This window comes from Bradyrhizobium sp. 45 (assembly GCF_023073155.1).
GTDB lineage: Bacteria > Pseudomonadota > Alphaproteobacteria > Rhizobiales > Xanthobacteraceae > Bradyrhizobium > Bradyrhizobium canariense_D.
In genome coordinates this window covers 66,422-82,145 of record NZ_JADPIX010000143.1, presented here as the reverse complement: position 1 = coordinate 82,145, position 15,724 = coordinate 66,422, and the positions used below count along the sequence as shown (strand labels likewise).

15 protein-coding genes are annotated in these 15,724 nt (G+C 64.3%); 3 read left to right on the top strand and 12 right to left on the bottom strand.

Going from position 1 to position 15,724, the window contains the following annotated elements; genetic code table 11:
* Positions 1-22: 22 nt before the first annotated feature.
* From IVB42_RS32940 to IVB42_RS32900, 9 genes are all read right to left on the bottom strand, one after another.
* Positions 23-886, bottom strand: coding sequence for a sugar phosphate isomerase/epimerase family protein (locus IVB42_RS32940; RefSeq protein ID WP_247394426.1), 864 nt, complete (start codon positions 884-886; stop codon positions 23-25).
* Positions 886-2,076, bottom strand: a complete 1,191-nt coding sequence (locus tag IVB42_RS32935; protein ID WP_247394429.1) for a dihydrodipicolinate synthase family protein — start codon at positions 2,074-2,076, stop codon at positions 886-888. Before IVB42_RS32935 ends, IVB42_RS32940 begins: the two co-directional genes overlap by 1 nt.
* Positions 2,077-2,086: 10 nt before the next feature.
* On the bottom strand, positions 2,087-3,238 hold the full coding sequence (locus tag IVB42_RS32930) for a Gfo/Idh/MocA family oxidoreductase (protein ID WP_247394657.1): 1,152 nt from the start codon (positions 3,236-3,238) through the stop codon (positions 2,087-2,089).
* Positions 3,235-4,632 carry a hypothetical protein gene (locus tag IVB42_RS32925; RefSeq protein WP_247300248.1) on the bottom strand — a complete coding sequence of 466 codons (1,398 nt, stop codon included), beginning with the start codon at positions 4,630-4,632 and terminating at the stop codon, positions 3,235-3,237. Before IVB42_RS32925 ends, IVB42_RS32930 begins: the two co-directional genes overlap by 4 nt.
* 4 nt (positions 4,633-4,636) lie before the next feature.
* Complete coding sequence (locus IVB42_RS32920; protein ID WP_247394446.1) at positions 4,637-5,485, bottom strand: ABC transporter ATP-binding protein; 849 nt, start codon at positions 5,483-5,485, stop codon at positions 4,637-4,639.
* Complete coding sequence (locus IVB42_RS32915; RefSeq protein ID WP_204510597.1) at positions 5,482-6,474, bottom strand: ABC transporter substrate-binding protein; 993 nt, start codon at positions 6,472-6,474, stop codon at positions 5,482-5,484. Before IVB42_RS32915 ends, IVB42_RS32920 begins: the two co-directional genes overlap by 4 nt.
* Positions 6,475-6,536: 62 nt before the next feature.
* The gene (locus IVB42_RS32910) at positions 6,537-7,346 is read right to left on the bottom strand and encodes an ABC transporter permease (RefSeq protein ID WP_007593901.1); all 810 of its coding nucleotides are present in this window, start codon (positions 7,344-7,346) and stop codon (positions 6,537-6,539) included.
* Between the two features lie 289 nt (positions 7,347-7,635).
* Positions 7,636-8,295, bottom strand: coding sequence for a TetR/AcrR family transcriptional regulator (locus IVB42_RS32905; RefSeq protein ID WP_018457063.1), 660 nt, complete (start codon positions 8,293-8,295; stop codon positions 7,636-7,638).
* A 221-nt stretch (positions 8,296-8,516) separates the two neighbouring features.
* Positions 8,517-9,365, bottom strand: coding sequence for a VOC family protein (locus IVB42_RS32900; protein ID WP_247394449.1), 849 nt, complete (start codon positions 9,363-9,365; stop codon positions 8,517-8,519).
* A 210-nt stretch (positions 9,366-9,575) separates the two neighbouring features.
* Between IVB42_RS32900 and IVB42_RS32895 the strand changes: the two genes are divergently transcribed.
* Together IVB42_RS32895 and IVB42_RS32890 are read left to right on the top strand one after the other, a co-directional pair.
* On the top strand, positions 9,576-10,469 hold the full coding sequence (locus tag IVB42_RS32895; protein ID WP_247394452.1) for a sugar kinase: 894 nt from the start codon (positions 9,576-9,578) through the stop codon (positions 10,467-10,469).
* A gap of 18 nt (positions 10,470-10,487) precedes the next feature.
* Positions 10,488-11,405, top strand: a complete 918-nt coding sequence (locus IVB42_RS32890; RefSeq protein ID WP_018457065.1) for a ribokinase — start codon at positions 10,488-10,490, stop codon at positions 11,403-11,405.
* On the opposite strand, the gene IVB42_RS32885 is transcribed toward IVB42_RS32890, so the two are convergent.
* Complete coding sequence (locus IVB42_RS32885; protein ID WP_247394455.1) at positions 11,406-12,626, bottom strand: FAD-dependent oxidoreductase; 1,221 nt, start codon at positions 12,624-12,626, stop codon at positions 11,406-11,408.
* Between the two features lie 225 nt (positions 12,627-12,851).
* Between IVB42_RS32885 and IVB42_RS32880 the strand changes: the two genes are divergently transcribed.
* Positions 12,852-13,646 (top strand): enoyl-CoA hydratase/isomerase family protein, encoded by a 795-nt coding sequence (locus IVB42_RS32880; protein WP_018457067.1) that lies wholly within the window; start codon positions 12,852-12,854, stop codon positions 13,644-13,646.
* Between the two features lie 17 nt (positions 13,647-13,663).
* Here IVB42_RS32880 and IVB42_RS32875 read toward each other — a convergent pair whose 3' ends face one another.
* Positions 13,664-15,004 carry a TRAP transporter large permease gene (locus IVB42_RS32875; protein ID WP_026233292.1) on the bottom strand — a complete coding sequence of 447 codons (1,341 nt, stop codon included), beginning with the start codon at positions 15,002-15,004 and terminating at the stop codon, positions 13,664-13,666.
* Positions 15,001-15,582, bottom strand: coding sequence for a TRAP transporter small permease (locus tag IVB42_RS32870; protein ID WP_085362278.1), 582 nt, complete (start codon positions 15,580-15,582; stop codon positions 15,001-15,003). Before IVB42_RS32870 ends, IVB42_RS32875 begins: the two co-directional genes overlap by 4 nt.
* Positions 15,583-15,724: the final 142 nt, after the last annotated feature.

The following is a 15,724-nucleotide window of genomic DNA, read 5'->3' as shown; positions in this document are numbered from 1 at the left end:
CGCGCAACAATTGCCGGAAGGCCTAAACCACCGTCTTGTGCCGCGCGATGCAGGTTTGCAGCACCTCGTCCAACGGTTTACCCCACCAGTCGTTGGAGAAGATTTCGATCTCCGAATAGCCGGCAAAGCCCTGCGCTTCGACCGCTTCGCGCACCGATTTGATGTCGATCACGCCGTCGCCCATCATGCCGCGGTCGTTGAGAATGTCCCTGGTCGGCACCAGCCAGTCGCAGACATGGAAGGCGAGCAGGCGATCTTGGCCGGCGCGGGCGATCTGCCCCATCAGCTCCGGATCCCACCAAATGTGATAGACGTCGAGCGCGACGCCGAGCATGCCGCTGCGATCAGGGTCGAGCCGGTCGCAGATGTCGAGCGCCTGCTTCGTCGTGTTGACGCAGGCGCGGTCGGCCGCATAAGCCGGATGCAGCGGCTCGATCGCCAGCGGCAGCTTGGCCTGTTTGGCATAGTCGAGCATTTCGGCGAGCGCCTCCTCGACCTGCGTCCGCGCGCCGGCGATGTCCTTCGACGCCTCGCTGCCCGGCCGCGAATATTGCGGCAGGCCGCCGACGACGAGCACGACGCAGGGGGCGCCCAGTGCCTTGGCTTCATCGACGCAGCGCCGGTTGTCGTCTTGCACCTCGCCGCGGCGCGCTGCGTCGGAGGTGAACATGCCGCCACGGCAATAGCCCGATAGGTCGAGACCGGCATCGCGCACCGCACGCGCGGCACGATCGAGACCGACGGTTGCGACCTGGTCGCGCCAGGGGTCGATGGCGCGGATACCGTGCTTGGCACAGGCGTCGATGATCTCGACGAGATCACCCTGTTTCCGGATTGTCGCCGTGTTGAGCGACAGCCAACGATGGTCGGACGAGAAATCACGCATCAGGATTCGATTCCGTGCGTTGAGAGCACCGCCTGCATCCGCCGCGTCGCCAGCTCCGGATCGGCGAGCAGTCCGGCCTTGTCGGCCAGCCGGAACAGTTCGGCCAGATGCAGCGTCGAGCGCGTGCTCTCCTGCCCGCCGACCATGGTGAAGTGGTCCTGGTGGCCGTTGAGATAGGCCATGAAAACCACGCCGGTCTTGTAGAACCGCGTCGGCGCCTTGAAGATGTGCCGCGACAGCGGCACCGTCGGCCCCAGCACGTCGTGGAAGCCGGCTTCGTCACCCGCTGCCAGGCGCGACAAGGCGTAGGACGCCGCCGGCGCGATCGCGTCAAAAATGCCGAGCAGCGCGTGCGAAAAGCCTTCGACGTCGCCGGCGATCAGCTCCGCATAATTGAAATCGTCGCCCGTATACATCTTGATGCGCTTGTCGAGACGACGGCGCATGTCGATCTCACGCTGCTTGTCGAGCAGCGATACCTTGACACCGTCGACCTTGGCGGCGTTGCCGTTGATGATGGCGACCGCAATATCCATCGCCTTGTCGAGATCGTTGGTGCCCCAATATCCCGTCAGCGCCGGATCGAACATGTCGCCGAGCCAGTGGATGATCACGGGCTCGCGAACCTGCGACAGCACGCGATCATAGACCTTTGCGTAATCGTCGGCATTACGGCCAAGCTTCGCCAGCGCGCGCGACGCCATCAAGATGATGCGGCCGCCGACCTTCTCGACCGCCGATGTCTGCTCCTCATAGGCGCGGATCACGTCGTCCATATTTCTGGCGTCCTCCACCGCGAGATGGTCGGTGCCCGCTCCGGAAAACACCAGCGCGTTGCGACGCTTGGCGGCAGACACCGAGCGCGTGATCAGCTCCAGCGAGGTCGGCCAGTCCAGCCCCATGCCGCGTTGCGCGGTGTCCATGGCTTCCGCAACGCCAAGCCCGAGGTCCCAGACGTGCTCGCGGAAGGCGATAGTCTTGTCCCAGTCGACAGCGGCGGAGAGCCACGGGTCGTTGTCGGCAAAGGGATCGGTCACGGTATGGACGGCCGAGAACGCGATGCGGCTCAGCGGCCCCTCGAGCTTTGCCGGAAACGTTCGCGAGGCCGCGAGCCTGTAGGTCTCGATCGAGCGATCGGCCTTCGGCAGCTTGAGCGACAGGGACGACATCGGCTGGACGGGCTTATTCATGTGTCCCTCCTCAGACCTTGATCGGCGCGACATCGATCCAGCGCCGCTCCTTCCAGCTCTTCAGCGCGCATTCGGCGAGCTGCACGCCCTTGACGCCCTCGAGCAGCGTGAACTTGTAGGGCGCATCCTCATAGACGTGGCGGATGAACATCTCCCACTGCTCCTTGAAGCCGTTGTCGTAGGTGACGTTGTCAGGCAGCTTCTGCCAGTCGCCGTAAAAATCGTGCAGCCGCTTCTCGTCGGGATTCCACACCGGTCGGGGCGTCGCCTGCCGTGTCTGGATCATGCAGTCGGAAAGGCCGGCGACGGCCGAGCCGAGCGTGCCGTCGACCTGGAAGGTGACGAGATCGTCGCGATAGACGCGCGTCACCCAGGACATGTTGATGTGGGCGATGGCGCCGCCCTTGAGCTGGAACGTGGCATAGGCGGAGTCGTCGGCGGTCGCCTTGTACTTCTTGCCCTGCTCGTCGAAACGCTCGGGGATGTCGGTGTTGCCGATGCAGCTCACGCTCTCGACCTCGCCAAAGAGATTGTCGAGCACGTAGCGCCAGTGGCAAACCATGTCGAGGATGATGCCGCCGCCATCCTCGTCGCGGTAATTCCATGACGGCCGCTGCGCCTCCTGCCAGCCGCCTTCGAACACCCAATAGCCGAACTCGCCGCGCACCGAGAGGATGCGGCCGAAGAAGCCGGAGTCGCGCAGGAAAGCAATCTTCTTCAGGCCGGGCAGGAACAGCTTGTCCTGCACCGTGCCGTGCTTGATGCCCTTGGAATTGGCGAGCTTGACGACCTCGAGCGCCGCCTCGAAATTCGTCGCAATCGGCTTCTCGCAATAGACATGCTTGCCGGCATTGATGGCCTGGGTCAAAAGGCCCGGCCGTGCCTGCGTGGTCGCGGCATCGAAAAACATGGTGTCGTTCTTGTCGGCGAGGGCCGCATCGAGGTCGGTGGTCCAGCGCGGGATGTTGTAGCGCTTGGCGAGCCCCTCGACCTTCTCGGCGCTGCGGCCGACCAGGATCGGATCGGGCATCACGCGGTCGCCGTTCTTCAAGCGCACGCCGCCCTGCTCCCGGATCGCGACGATCGAGCGGATCAGATGTTGGTTGAGGCCCATGCGGCCGGTAACGCCGTTCATGATGAGGCCGAGGCGTTGGGTGGTCATGCCGATTGCTCCTGCAGTGATTTGGGCTGTTCGAGCGGGCGTAGCGCCGACCAGTCCGGATGGACCGACGTCGCAAATCCCGTTGCATTGAGCGATCCCGTGAGGAGATCGCCGTTGTGAATAGAGAGGCGGATGCCCTGCCCGGCATCCGCGTAGAGATCGGGATGCGCGACGGCGCAAACCTGGGCCTCCGCGGCGGGCGTATCACCGAAGCCATCGACGTAATGGTGGCCGTTACGTTCGGCATGGGTGATGCCGATGAAGGCACCGAGCGCAAGGTCCTGCTGCACGGCGACGCCCGCCTGGCAGGTCAGGTCCTCGCCGGTCACGAAGAATCTTTCGCCGGCCACGCTCCATTTCGCCGCGCGCGTCGCGTTGACGATGGACTTGTAAAGCCCTTTGCACGATTTCGACGAGATGCCGTGATAGCCAAGCGCCCGTGCCGCAGGAAACGTATCGTAGGAATCGTCGGCTTCGTCGATGATGAAACCGCGCGCAGCGAGAGAGCCGAGCGGCGACAGCCTCGTAACATCGCGCGGCATTGGCTGCTCGATATAGAGCAGCCTGGATGAAATCGATCGCAGCGCAGTGTCATGGTCGAGCCGGCCGATGAGTTCATGCAAGGCTGCGAGATCGGCATATTGCTCGTTGGCATCGAGCGTCAGGTTGTAGTCACGGTCCAGCGCATCGAGCTCCTTGCCGATGCGCGCCAGCCGCGCTGCATCGGCGACGGGGTCCCCCGATAGCTTCAGCTTGAAGTATCTTGCCCCGGAGTTCTCGCGGGCATCGGCCACCCCGCCCTCGCCTTCAACGGTGTCGTCGAGGCCGACGGTATGCCTGATGGCAACACGCGGCAGCGGCTTCCGGCCGGATAGAAACGTCGTGAGATCCGTCTCCTTCAGGTCGGGCGAAAGCCGCGCGTCGATGCCGGCGATGTTGCCGGCCATGCCGTCGAAAAAATTGGTCTCGGCAGCGCGGAGCAGCGCATCGAGGATCGCTTTGTCGATTTCGGCGGGGCCGTAAGCCGCCGCAAGCGCCGGAATGTTCTTTTTCGCACATGTCGCGACCTGGGCACCGATGCACGAGGCATGCAGATCGAATGCCGTCAAAAACCCGGTTCGCGCGAGATAAAGCCCCCGCGCGATCTCCAGCGCGCGGCGCAAATCATCGACAGTCTGCGCCGGCGACAGTTCCGGCCGCTTGTCGAACCATTTCGGCACCAGCAGCTCGGCGCTGGCACCGACCGCGCTTCCCCGGCCCTCCACCTCGATCTCGACCCGCACGAACAGCTGCGGCGTCGCGTTGATCGTGATCGCGCCAAAGCGGAACGGCCGCGCGAACTGCACGGGACGTTCGAAGAACGCGATATCTCGCAGCTTCAGACGCGGCGCCATGGCTTTAGTCCAGCGAACCTTGCGAGAAGAAATGCTTGCGTATGCGCTGTACGAGTTCGGTGAACACAGGGTCGGCCATCACGTCGAGCGAGCGCGGGCGCGGCAGCGGGACGTCGTAGATCGCGGCGACCGCGCCGGGCCGCTCGGTCATGACCAGCACGCGATCGGCGAGGAACACGGCCTCGGGGATCGAATGCGTGATCAGCAGCACCGTCTTTCTGGTCTCGCGCTGGATCCGCATCAGCTCGACATTCATGCGCTCGCGCGTCAACGCGTCGAGGGCGCCGAACGGCTCGTCCATCAGCATGATCCTGGGATCATGCACCAGCGCGCGGCAGATCGAGGCGCGCTGCTGCATGCCCCCGGAGAGCTGCCACGGCAGCTTCTTCTCGAAGCCTTCGAGCCCGACCAGCTTCAACAGCGCCTTGGCGCGGTCGAGATATGTCTGCCGCGGCAGCCGCTTCATGTCGATCGGCAGCATCACGTTGGACAGGATGTTGCGCCATGGCAGCAGCAGCGCGTTCTGGAACACGATGCCGACATTGCCGTGCGGCGTCGTCACCGTCTCACCCTCGACCAGGATCTCGCCCGTCGTCGGCGGCAGCAGTCCCGAGATCAGCTTGAGCAGCGTGGACTTGCCGCAGCCGGATGGGCCGACCACGACGAAGAACTCGCCGTCGTTGATGTGAAAGTCGAGCGGCCGCAACGACGGCACATCGCCGTCGCGCGTCCTATAGGTCTTCGACACGCCGGACAGTTTGATGCCCGACGCATCGCCCGCAGCCCGGTCGCTCACCAGTCTCAGATGCGCGGCCGGTTGCAGGGTTTCACTCAGGGCTGTCGCGGGTTTCACGAACCGCTCTTCGGCAGATAGTCGTTGGTATAGAACGCCTTCGGGTTCTCCTTGGCCTTGGCATCGAGCCCGCCATATTCGACCATCAGATTGACGCTGTCGGTCATGTTCTGGTCGGTGACCTGGAACGGCCGCTTGCTCTTGGTCTCAGCAGTCCGGTAGAGCGGAATGGTTAGCTCAAAACCCTGCGTCAGCGTGTCGATCTTGCCGCCCTTGGGGTTGGCATCGAGGATCGACTGTGCCGCGGCCTTCGGCTCCTTCTCGGCGGCTTCGACCGCTTTCGTCGTCGCCGACATGAAGCGGCGGACGAGGTCGGCATTGGCTTTCACATAGTCAGTGTTGGCGATGATCCCCGAGGAGACCATGTTGATGCCGTAGTCGGCGAACTTGATCGGATAGACGTCCTTGCCAGTGGCGTCCTTGATCTTCATCGACTGGTCCATGACGTAGCCGAGCAAGAGGTCAGCCTGGCCGTTGATGACCGCGTTGAGCTTGGTCTGGCCATCGCCCGCCACCGTCTGGAAGTCGCTTTCCTTCAGGCCGGTCTTCTTCAGGAACAGCGGCCAGATCTGCGTCATGGAATCGGCCGGCGTGATCGCCACCGTCTTGCCCTTGATGTCCTCGGGCTTCCTGATGTTCTTGTCGACGAAACCCATCGCGGACATCGGGCTGGTCTGGAGCAGCACGCCGGTCGCGACCACCGGGGCGCCCTTGATCGCGGCGCGCATCATGGTGGGCACGTCGACATAGCCGAAATCGGCGGTCTTGGCGGCCACCGCCTGCGTGGTCGCAGCCGAGCCGCGGCCTTCCTGGATCTCGAGGTCGATGCCTTCGGCGGCGTAGATGCCCTTGGCCTTGCCGTAATAAAACGGCGCGTGCTCGCCATAGACGTACCAGTTGAGCATCAGCACGACCTTGTCGGCCGCTTGCGCCGGCATGGCTGCGAACACCATCAGCGCCGCCGAGACAGCTCCTATCCACCGCTTCATCGTCACTCTCCCTTATCGTTGTTGCGCCGGCCTTTGGCGGCCGTTCGTTGCTTTGGTTGCTGTTAAGAGGCGAAAATCACGTCCTCGCGCTGGCTGACATGCCAGGGAATGACCAGCTTCTCGATCCGGTCCACGATCCAGAACAGGATGACGCCGAGCAGCGCGAGGATCACGAGCGCTGCGAACATCGTGGGCAGGTCGAAGGTGCCGATCGAGCGCTGCATCACATAGCCGATGCCGGAATTGGAGCCGACGAACTCGCCGACGACGGCGCCGACCACGGCGAGCGTCACTGACACTTTGAGGCCGGAGAAGATCGCGGGCAGCGCATGCGGCAGGTTCACCGCGCAAAACACCTGGAAGCGGCTGCCCTGCATGGCGCGGGCGAGATCGACCATATCTGGATCGACCGATTTGAAGCCCTGCACGGCGGAGACCACCACCGGAAAGAAGCCGAGCAGGAAAGCCGAAATCACTTTCGGAATGATGCCGAAGCCAAACCAGACTACGAACAGCGGCGCGATCGCGATCTTCGGCACGGATTGCGAGAACACCAGCAGCGGATAGACGTAGCTCTCCACCGTCTTGGAGCCCGCGATCAGCATCGCGATGGGGATGCCAAACAACGCCGAGAGCGCGAAACCGCAGACGGTGGCATAAGTCGTCGGCCAGGACTGGCGCAACAGTTCCGGCCAATCGGTGCGCAGCACCGCAATGACATCGCCCGGCGACGGGATCTGGTAGGCGGGAATCTTGAACAGCCGGATGGCGAGATCCCAGGCCACGACGATGAACACCAGGAACAAAAACGGCCGAATCCAGGCCGCATTCAGCATCTTGGACACCGCACTCTGCGGCTTCAGCTCAGCCACGTCTCACTCCCGGCAGTCTTGTTCGTTGGGCGAGAAATTAACCCGTTGGGTAAATACTGTCCAGCGGTTTTCCTGCGACGTTTTGGGCGGGTTCCGGGTGGCTTGAGGGACGCGTCGGCAGCGCCACGTCTTCGGTGTCATTCCCCGCGAGGCGGGGAATCCAGTACGCCGCGACCCGTCGGCTCAACCAAAACCGTCTCGGAGTACTGGATCGTCCGGTCAAGCCGGACGATGACGGCTGAGTTCGGAGAAGCGCCGATAATCCATCGAGCTGTAGCGAGTTACACCGCTAAACCGTCTGCGCCACCGCGGCGCGCGACTTCGGCGCCTTCGTCATAGCTAGCAGTGCGGCCGACTGCCCCGTCAGCGCTGCCAGCACGAGGCCGACCATGTGGTCCAGCCGCTCGTCCTTGGCGTCCTTGGCCAGCAAATCGCGACCGAAGATCACGCTAAGCGTCGCCGAGTTCGACAGATAGAAGAAGCAGAGTCCCGCGATCGAGATATAGAGCTGGACAGGATCGACCGCGACCTTGAAGTCGCCGCCGGACACACCGCGCCGCACCACGGTGCCGATCATCTCGACGAAGGGCGAGTGCATCGACTTCACCTTGGTCGATTTCTTGAGATGCTTTGCGCGCGCGAGATTCTCGGTCTGGAGCAGCGACAGGAATTCGGGATTGCGCAGGAAATAATTCCAGGTGAACTCAATCAGGCGGCGGATGGCCTCGGGCGGATCGAGATGTTCGAGATCGAGCCCGCGCTCCTCGCTGCGGATCTTGTCATAGGCGCCTTCGAGCACCGCGAGATAGAGCTCGTCCTTGTTGCCGACGTGATAATACAGCATCCGTTTGTTGGCGCCGGCGTTGGCCGCGATGCGGTCGACGCGCGCACCGGCAAGCCCGTGCGCCGAGAATTCCTGCTTGGCGGCTTCGAGAATGCGCAGCCGCATCCCCTCGGGATCGCGCTGCCATTTCAGAGTTCGCTTTGCCGCTGCTTTCGCCAAACCGGTTGCTCGCTGGGTGCTATCAGGATGCCGTGTAACACGCGCTCGGCCCGCCGCATAGTTTCGTCATTGCGAGCGTAGCGACCCAATCCAGACTGCCACCACGGAGGCAGTCTGGGTTGCTTCGTCGCAAGAGCTCCTCGCAATGACGAGGGGAGGACTGAACCTCAATCCACCGGCTTCGACGAGCGCTCCAGCAGGACCGTCTGGGTGCCGCAGGTGCCGGTCCGCACCGTCATCACCCGCGTGCCCGGCTTGCGGCCGTTGCGCACGTCGCTCACGTCGAGGCCGGCGGCAATCAGGCGGGCGCGCGTGGCGTCGATATCGGCCACCCGCCAGCTCAGGCCCCAGAGGCGGTCATGCAGGGAATCGCCGCCCGCAACGGGGCGGCGCACCACCTCGACGACGAGATCGCCGCAGCGGAAGAACATCAGCTGGCCCCAATCCTGGTGCGAGCGGTCAAGCGCCAGATCGAGCCCGAGCCGCGCGCCATAGAGCGCGGCGGCGCGATCGGAGTCTTCGGTCATGATCACGACGTGGTCGAGCGCATCGATCGGCGCGATATCGGTCGCCGGCGAAAGCGGACGCTCATCAGCCAGTTCGAGGAAGAACATGCGCACGCCGCGCGTGAGCTCCGTGGCGGCGCGCGTCCGCTTCCAGTGCAGAACCGCACCGCTCTCCGCATCGCTGCTTTCGACCTCGGCGACCGGATCCGGCTTGAGCGCCACCCGCTCCAGCCGCCGGTGCATTTTTCTCATGTCCGCGACACGAAAGCACAGGCTGGCGAGCACGCCTTCCTGGTCGTCGAGCAGCGCGCGCATGCGGTCGGCGGCCACGCTGAAGCCGTTCGGCGCCATCAATTCGATCGTCATGTTCGCAAGAGTGAACAACACCCGGTCGGCGCCCTCGCCCGAGTTCTGCCAGGCCGGCGCGCGCCCGAGCAGCGTCTGATAGGCCGCCTTGGCCGCACCGATATCCCTGACCAGTGCGACGACGTGATCGAGGCCGGTGATCATGCTTCCCCCTGTTGAGCGGCCCGGAACCGTGGACCGAGAGAGGGCGTTTGTCCGGGCTTGGCATTGCCCGGTGATGGTCGTATTCCGGCCGCATGCCGACCTCAAGCACTCCCAGCGGCGGTTTTGCGAATAATTTCAGCGGTCCCGCGACGGAACCGGTGTTACAGTAAGCACGCCGGCCGGGACCACAAAGCGCATCACGGACAAGCAATGCAGGCTCTCTTCATCGGACAGACCTATATCGACGTCGTCTTCATCACCGACCACATGCCGACGGGCGACGAGAAGCACGTGGCCTCCGACTACGCGGTTTCCTTCGGCGGCAATGCGGTGACCGCGGCGTTCTGCTGCGCCAAGCTCGGCATCGTGCCCGATCTGATCGCCACCGCGGCCAATGACTGGCTCGGCCGCATGTTCATGGACATGTGCACGAAATATGCGATTTCGCTCCATGGGCGGAAGGTCAATCAGTCCTCGCTGTCCTTCATCATGCCCAAGGACGGCAAGCGCGCCATCGTCCGCTGCCGCGACGACGACCACATCCATCCCTTCCCGATGCTCAATCTCGGCGGCTGCCGCGCGCTGCATGTCGACGGCCATCAGCCCGATGCCGCGATCCACTACGCAAAAGTCTGCCGCGAGGCCGGCATCTTGACCTCGCTCGACGGTGGCGGCCTGCGCACCAACACGCATGAGCTATTGGAATTCATCGACGTCGCGATCGTCGCCGAGCGCCTGTGCGAGCAGATGGATCTGACGCCGGAAAAGATGCTGGACTATCTCAAGAGCCGCGGCTGCAAGATCGGCGGCATCACCATGGGCGAGAAGGGCCTGCTCTGGTACGACGAGACCGGAACGGTGCAGGTGATGCCGGCGATGCCGATTCCGCGCGAGCGCGTGATCGACACCAACGGCGCCGGCGACGTCTTCCATGGCGCCTATGTCTATTCCTATCTCGCCCATCCCGGCAAAAGCTGGCGCGAGCATTTCGATTTTGCCCGGGCAGCCTCGACCTTCAAGATCCAGCGTCTTGGCAACGAAGCTGGCCTGCCGACTCTTGTCGACATCGCCAAGGTCAGGCACGAGTTCGAGGTCAGGGTCTAGCGCTCGCAGGGGTCTCTCATGGGGCGCGTCTTCGTCGCCGGCAGCATCAACATGGATGTGGTGGCGACAGCCGATCGCCATCCCAGGGTCGGCGAGACCGTCGCCGGCAAGCAGGTGCTGTATTTTCCGGGCGGCAAGGGCGCCAACCAGGCGGTGGCGGCGTCGCGGCTTGGCGCGCGGACCACGCTGATCGGCCGGCTGGGCAAGGATTCGTTCGGCGGTGAGCTGAGGACGTTCCTCGGCGCGCAAGGCATCGATCTCGGCGCGATCCGAGAGACGGCCGAGGCGCACACAGGCACGGCCATCATCACGGTGGCGGAGGCCGACAACACCATCGTCGTCATTCCCGGCAGCAATGCGCTTGTCGGCGTCGATGACGTCGCGGCCGTCCCGCTGGCCAAGGGCGACGTCGCGGTCAGCCAATTCGAGATCCCGCTGCCGACGATCGCCGCGTTCTTCCGGCGGGCTCGCGACATTGGCGCCACGACGCTGCTCAATCCGGCTCCGGCACAAACCATGTCGAGCGAATTGCTCGCGCTGATCGACATCCTCGTGCTGAACGAGACCGAGCTCGGCCTCCTCGCCGGCGTGGAGTTGTCCGACAGTGACGAGGCCGCGCGGATCCTCGACGTCGCACGAAAACTTCAGGCGCGCGAGGACCAGACCATCTGCGTGACCCTCGGCAAGCGCGGCGTGCTGGCGCTCGCGGGACGCGAGGAGATTTCGGTGCAAGGCCGCGTGGTGAAGGCGGTCGACACCACGGGCGCAGGCGATTGTTTTGTGGGAGCACTCGCGGCGCAACTCGCCGACGGCGTCGACTTGCGCGCAGCACTCGCCTTCGCCAATGCGGCCGCCTCGATCTCCGTGCAGCGCATGGGCGCGGGGCCGTCGATGCCGACGGCCGCGGAAGTCGCCGCCGTCCTCAATGCGAACTGATCACGCCAGCGCGCCCTTCAGGTCGAAACTTTCGTCGGCGGCCTGCTCCGGCGTGATCGAGCGATCCAGGCCGAACAGGCGGCGGCCGAACATGTGGTCGCCGGCACGGTTGATCGATTCGATGCCGAGCAGATTGTCGCCCTTGTAGCAGAACGCCGAGAATGCCTTCCTGGTGGGATCGCCGCGCAGGACGACGCGGTCGTAGCCGGTGGTGAGGCCCGCGATCTGGAGCTTGTCCTCGCCCTGGTCGCTCCAGAACCAGGGATGGCTGTCATAGGCCTTGCGGTCGCCAGTCAGCCGCGCCGCGAGGCAGCGCGCGTGATCGGTGGCATTCTGCACCGATTCCAGCCGCTGCGATCCGCCGAAGCGCGGGCTGTTGAACAGCGCGCAATCGCCGATCGCCGAGATTTCAGGATCGGCCGTCGAGAGATATTCGTCGACGATGATCCCGGCCGCGACCGGCAGCCCCGCCTCCGCCGCAAGCTCGATGTTCGGCAGCACGCCGACGCCGACCACGACAAGATCCGCCGGCAAATGCCTTCCGTCGCTCAAGGAGACGCCGGTGACCTTGCCGTCCTCCGCCCCGATCGCGGTTGCTTGCACGCCGAGGTGGATGCGGATGCCGGCCTCGCGATGCCGCGCCTGAAAATACTCCGACACCTCAGCCGTCACCGCGCGCGCCATCACGCGCGGGGCGAGTTCGAGCACGTCGACCTCTAGCCCCTTGATGCGCGCGGTGGCCGCGAATTCGAGGCCGATGAAGCCGGCGCCGATCACCACGACCCGCGTCTTTGACGGCATGATCTGCCGCAGCGCCTCGCTGTCGTCGAGGATGCGCAGATATTTCACGTCGGGAAGGTTCGCATTGGGCAGATCGAGCAGCCGGTTGCGGGCGCCGGTCGCCAGCACGAGGTGGCCGTAGGGCAGCGGCCTGCCCGAGGCGAGCAGCACCTTGCGCCCCGCGCGGTCGATCGACACGGCGCGGCCCGCGACCAGCTCGATGCTCTGGTCCTGGTAGAATTTCCCCGGCCGGAACATCAGGCTCTCCGGCCCGGCGGTCCCCTTGATGTAAGCCTTGGACAAAGGCGGCCGCTGATAGGGCAGATGCGCCTCGTCGTTGATCAGGCAGATAGCAGCGGAAAATCCCGCCTGACGCAGCGATGCCGCCACCTGGTAGCCGCCATGGCCGGCACCGATAATGACCACCGGACCGTCCGTCATTGGACAGCCCATTTCCGCAAGACACGAGCGTCACCCATGTCGTCTCCTCTCGCGCTGATTTTGGCTTGCTTGCCCAGGAGGAGCCGGCGCTCGTGTCCGTCCCTGACGAAGGCAGGTCCATTTGAACCTATCGTTCCGGCTTGCGCAAGGGCGCCTGCCGGGGATTGTCACCCCTCGCCTTCTGCGATTTAGTCGCACGAACGACCTCATGCCGGGGATTTCAAGATGCCAGCTCCCGTCTCCCAGCCCGACGATCCCGCCTTGCTGCGGATCGACGGGCCGATCGCGACCATCACGCTCAACCGGCCCGCCGCGTTCAACTCGATCAATCTGGCGATTGCACAACAGCTCGAACAGCTCGCGGCTTACATTGAGGGCGCCGACGACATCAGGGTCGTGGTCCTCGAAGGCGAAGGCCGCGCCTTCTCGGCTGGCGGCGATCTGCAGACGATCGGCGCCGCCGCCGAAGCGGGCACGGTGACGCCGGTCGTCGGCGAGCTGTTGAAGCACTATCACGCCTTCATCGAGATCCTCCGGCGCATGCCGAAGGTCTCGCTGTCCAGCGTGCACGGCTCGGCGGCCGGCGCCGGCATGGGCCTCGCCTTCGTCACCGATCTCTGCATCGCCGCGGAGGATGCCAAATTCACGCCGGCCTATGCCAAGATCGGCGTCTCGCCGGATGGCGGATCTACGGTCGGCATCGTCAACACGGTCGGCTCCCGCCGCGCGCTGCAGATTTTCCTGGCCGAGGATAATTTTACCGCGCAGCAGGCCCATGAATGGGGTCTGGTTGCGAAGCTCGTTCCCGCCGCCGAGTTGAAGGCGGCAACGCGAACCCTCGCCGAGCGGCTGGCGCAGAACCCGCTCGCCGCGATTGCCGGCACCAAGTCGCTGGTCTACCAGGCCGCCACGACCCCGGTGAAGCAGCAGCTCGACGCCGAGGAGCACAAGATCATCATGGCGATGAACACTGCGGAGTTTCGAACCGCCGTGAAGAAATTCACCAGCAAGAGCAAGTAGCGTTCACTCGAGCAGGCTTACTTGGGACAGATATAGCCCGTGCCCGCCGGCGACTTGAAGCATCCGACCGATTCCGGCAGCACTTTCTGCGGCAGCCACAGCACCACACTCGGGAAATAGATCGCAAACGCGATCGTCCCGAGGAACACCAGATAGATCGGCAAAGCGGCGCGTAGCGCCTTTGCGAAACTGACGCCGACGAATTTCGAGGCCATCAGCAGCACCAAGCCGTAAGGCGGCGTGATCAGGCCGAAGGCGAGCGTGGCGATCAGCACCACGCCCATATGCACGGCGTTGATGTCGCCGGCTTCCGTCAGTGTGTTGACCAGCGGCATGAAAATGATGATGGTCGGCACCGGCTCGATGAAATCGCCGACGACCGTGAACAGCAGCACCATCAGCAGCATGATCAGATGCGGGTCGTTGCCGGCGAGCGAGGTGATGACTTCGGCGATGTAGCTTGCACCGCGCAAATAGGCGAGCATCCAGCCGAACGCATTGGCGGCGCCGATCGTGATCAGCGGCAGCGAGAAGATCAGGCCGGCGAGACAGAAATCGTACGGAATCTTCCTGATATGCCCGCGGTTGAGCGCTGGGATCACGACGACGACAATCCAGACCACGGCGACGACACCGGCTTCCGTCGGCGTGAACCAGCCGGTCAGGATGCCCCCCAACAGGATCACCGGAATCATCAGCGGCAGCGCCGCATCGCCGGCCGCGAACACCACCTGCCGCAGCGGCGCGCGCGGCTTGCGCAGGCCGGACGGGCCGAAGAAATAGCAATAGATCATCAACCCGAAGCCGATCATCAGGCCCGGCACGACGCCTGCCATGAACAGGCCGGCGATCGAGACATTGCCGACGGCGCCATAGACCACCGCGGTGATGCTCGGCGGCACCAGCGCCGCGATGGTCGATGCGGATGCGATGATCGCGGCGATGAAGGCGGGCTCGTAACCCTCGCGCTTCATCGGGCCGCCCAGAGCGCGGCTCATCACAGCGACGTCGGCCGTGGTCGAGCCCGACATTTCCGAGAAGAACATGCTGAAGACGACCACGACCTGCGACAGGCCGCCTCTGATGTGGCCAACGAGGGACACCGAGAGGTTGGCTATTCGAACCACCACATTGGCCGAGCTCATGAGCTCGCCGACCAGCAGGAAGAACGGGATCGCCAGCAGCGCCTCGGAATCGACGCCGTCGAAGATTTTCTGGATGATTGCGGCGAGCGAGACGTCCGACAGCAGCGCGCCGATGAAGACACCGGCCATCAGCGAGAACGGCACGGGCACGCCGAGATAGCCGAACGACAGGAAGCAGACCGTCATCAACGCCAGAACAAGGGGTGCGCTCACGGCTGCGCCCTCATCTGCGCGTCGGTGATAACAGGCGCCCCGTCATCCTCTTCGGGCGGCTCGGGGTGGTCAAAGCCGTTGCGCAGACCGTTGACGAGCTGCTCGATGGTGAACAGGCCGACCAGCACGCCCGACAGCGGGATGATCGCGTAGAGCGAGGCGATCGGCGTGCCCGACGGCAGGCGAAAACTGCCGAAGCCGCGAAGATAGTTCTGATATCCGTACAAGATCAGGCCGAAGGCGACGCCGAGCACCACGATCCGGATGATGACTTCGACGATCAGACGCGGCGTGCCGTGCATCGCCTCGGAGATCGCGGTGAGATAGAGGTGGTCGTTGCGCCGGGTCGCGGCCGCGGTGCCGACGAAAATCGCATAGATGAACAGCGTCGAGGTCACTTCCTGGAGCCAGAGCCAGGGATGGCCGATGGTACGGGTGACGATGTCGGCGGTCACCGACAGCGAGAAGCCGAAGCAGAGCACGCCGCAGAGGATCATCAAGGCGAGCTCGAGCCAGTCCAGCCCGCGCCATTTGAGGTGCCGTTGGCGTTGCACCAGCAGTTTGTCGGCGATTGTCATCACTATCCCCGTCGTCCCGGCGAAAGCCGCGACCCATATCCCCAGCTGCGTGTGGTCAAAGCAAGCTGGCGGCTATCCTGCCCCAAGCTCCGCCGCGGCGTATGGGTCCCGGCTTTCGCCGGGACGACGCGGAGGCAACGGT

What these genes read in the sequence shown, in the direction of transcription:
- IVB42_RS32925 (WP_247300248.1), bottom strand. Translation starts at nt 4,632, where the DNA reads ATGGCGCCGCGTCTGAAGCTGCGAGATATCGCGTTCTTCGAACGTCCC.
- IVB42_RS32940 (WP_247394426.1), bottom strand. Translation starts at nt 886, where the DNA reads ATGCGTGATTTCTCGTCCGACCATCGTTGGCTGTCGCTCAACACGGCG.
- IVB42_RS32900 (WP_247394449.1), bottom strand. Translation starts at nt 9,365, where the DNA reads ATGATCACCGGCCTCGATCACGTCGTCGCACTGGTCAGGGATATCGGT.
- IVB42_RS32895 (WP_247394452.1), top strand. Translation starts at nt 9,576, where the DNA reads ATGCAGGCTCTCTTCATCGGACAGACCTATATCGACGTCGTCTTCATC.
- IVB42_RS32880 (WP_018457067.1), top strand. Translation starts at nt 12,852, where the DNA reads ATGCCAGCTCCCGTCTCCCAGCCCGACGATCCCGCCTTGCTGCGGATC.
- IVB42_RS32935 (WP_247394429.1), bottom strand. Translation starts at nt 2,076, where the DNA reads ATGAATAAGCCCGTCCAGCCGATGTCGTCCCTGTCGCTCAAGCTGCCG.
- IVB42_RS32905 (WP_018457063.1), bottom strand. Translation starts at nt 8,295, where the DNA reads ATGCGGCTGCGCATTCTCGAAGCCGCCAAGCAGGAATTCTCGGCGCAC.
- IVB42_RS32930 (WP_247394657.1), bottom strand. Translation starts at nt 3,238, where the DNA reads ATGACCACCCAACGCCTCGGCCTCATCATGAACGGCGTTACCGGCCGC.
- IVB42_RS32915 (WP_204510597.1), bottom strand. Translation starts at nt 6,474, where the DNA reads ATGAAGCGGTGGATAGGAGCTGTCTCGGCGGCGCTGATGGTGTTCGCA.
- IVB42_RS32890 (WP_018457065.1), top strand. Translation starts at nt 10,488, where the DNA reads ATGGGGCGCGTCTTCGTCGCCGGCAGCATCAACATGGATGTGGTGGCG.
- IVB42_RS32870 (WP_085362278.1), bottom strand. Translation starts at nt 15,582, where the DNA reads ATGACAATCGCCGACAAACTGCTGGTGCAACGCCAACGGCACCTCAAA.
- IVB42_RS32885 (WP_247394455.1), bottom strand. Translation starts at nt 12,626, where the DNA reads ATGACGGACGGTCCGGTGGTCATTATCGGTGCCGGCCATGGCGGCTAC.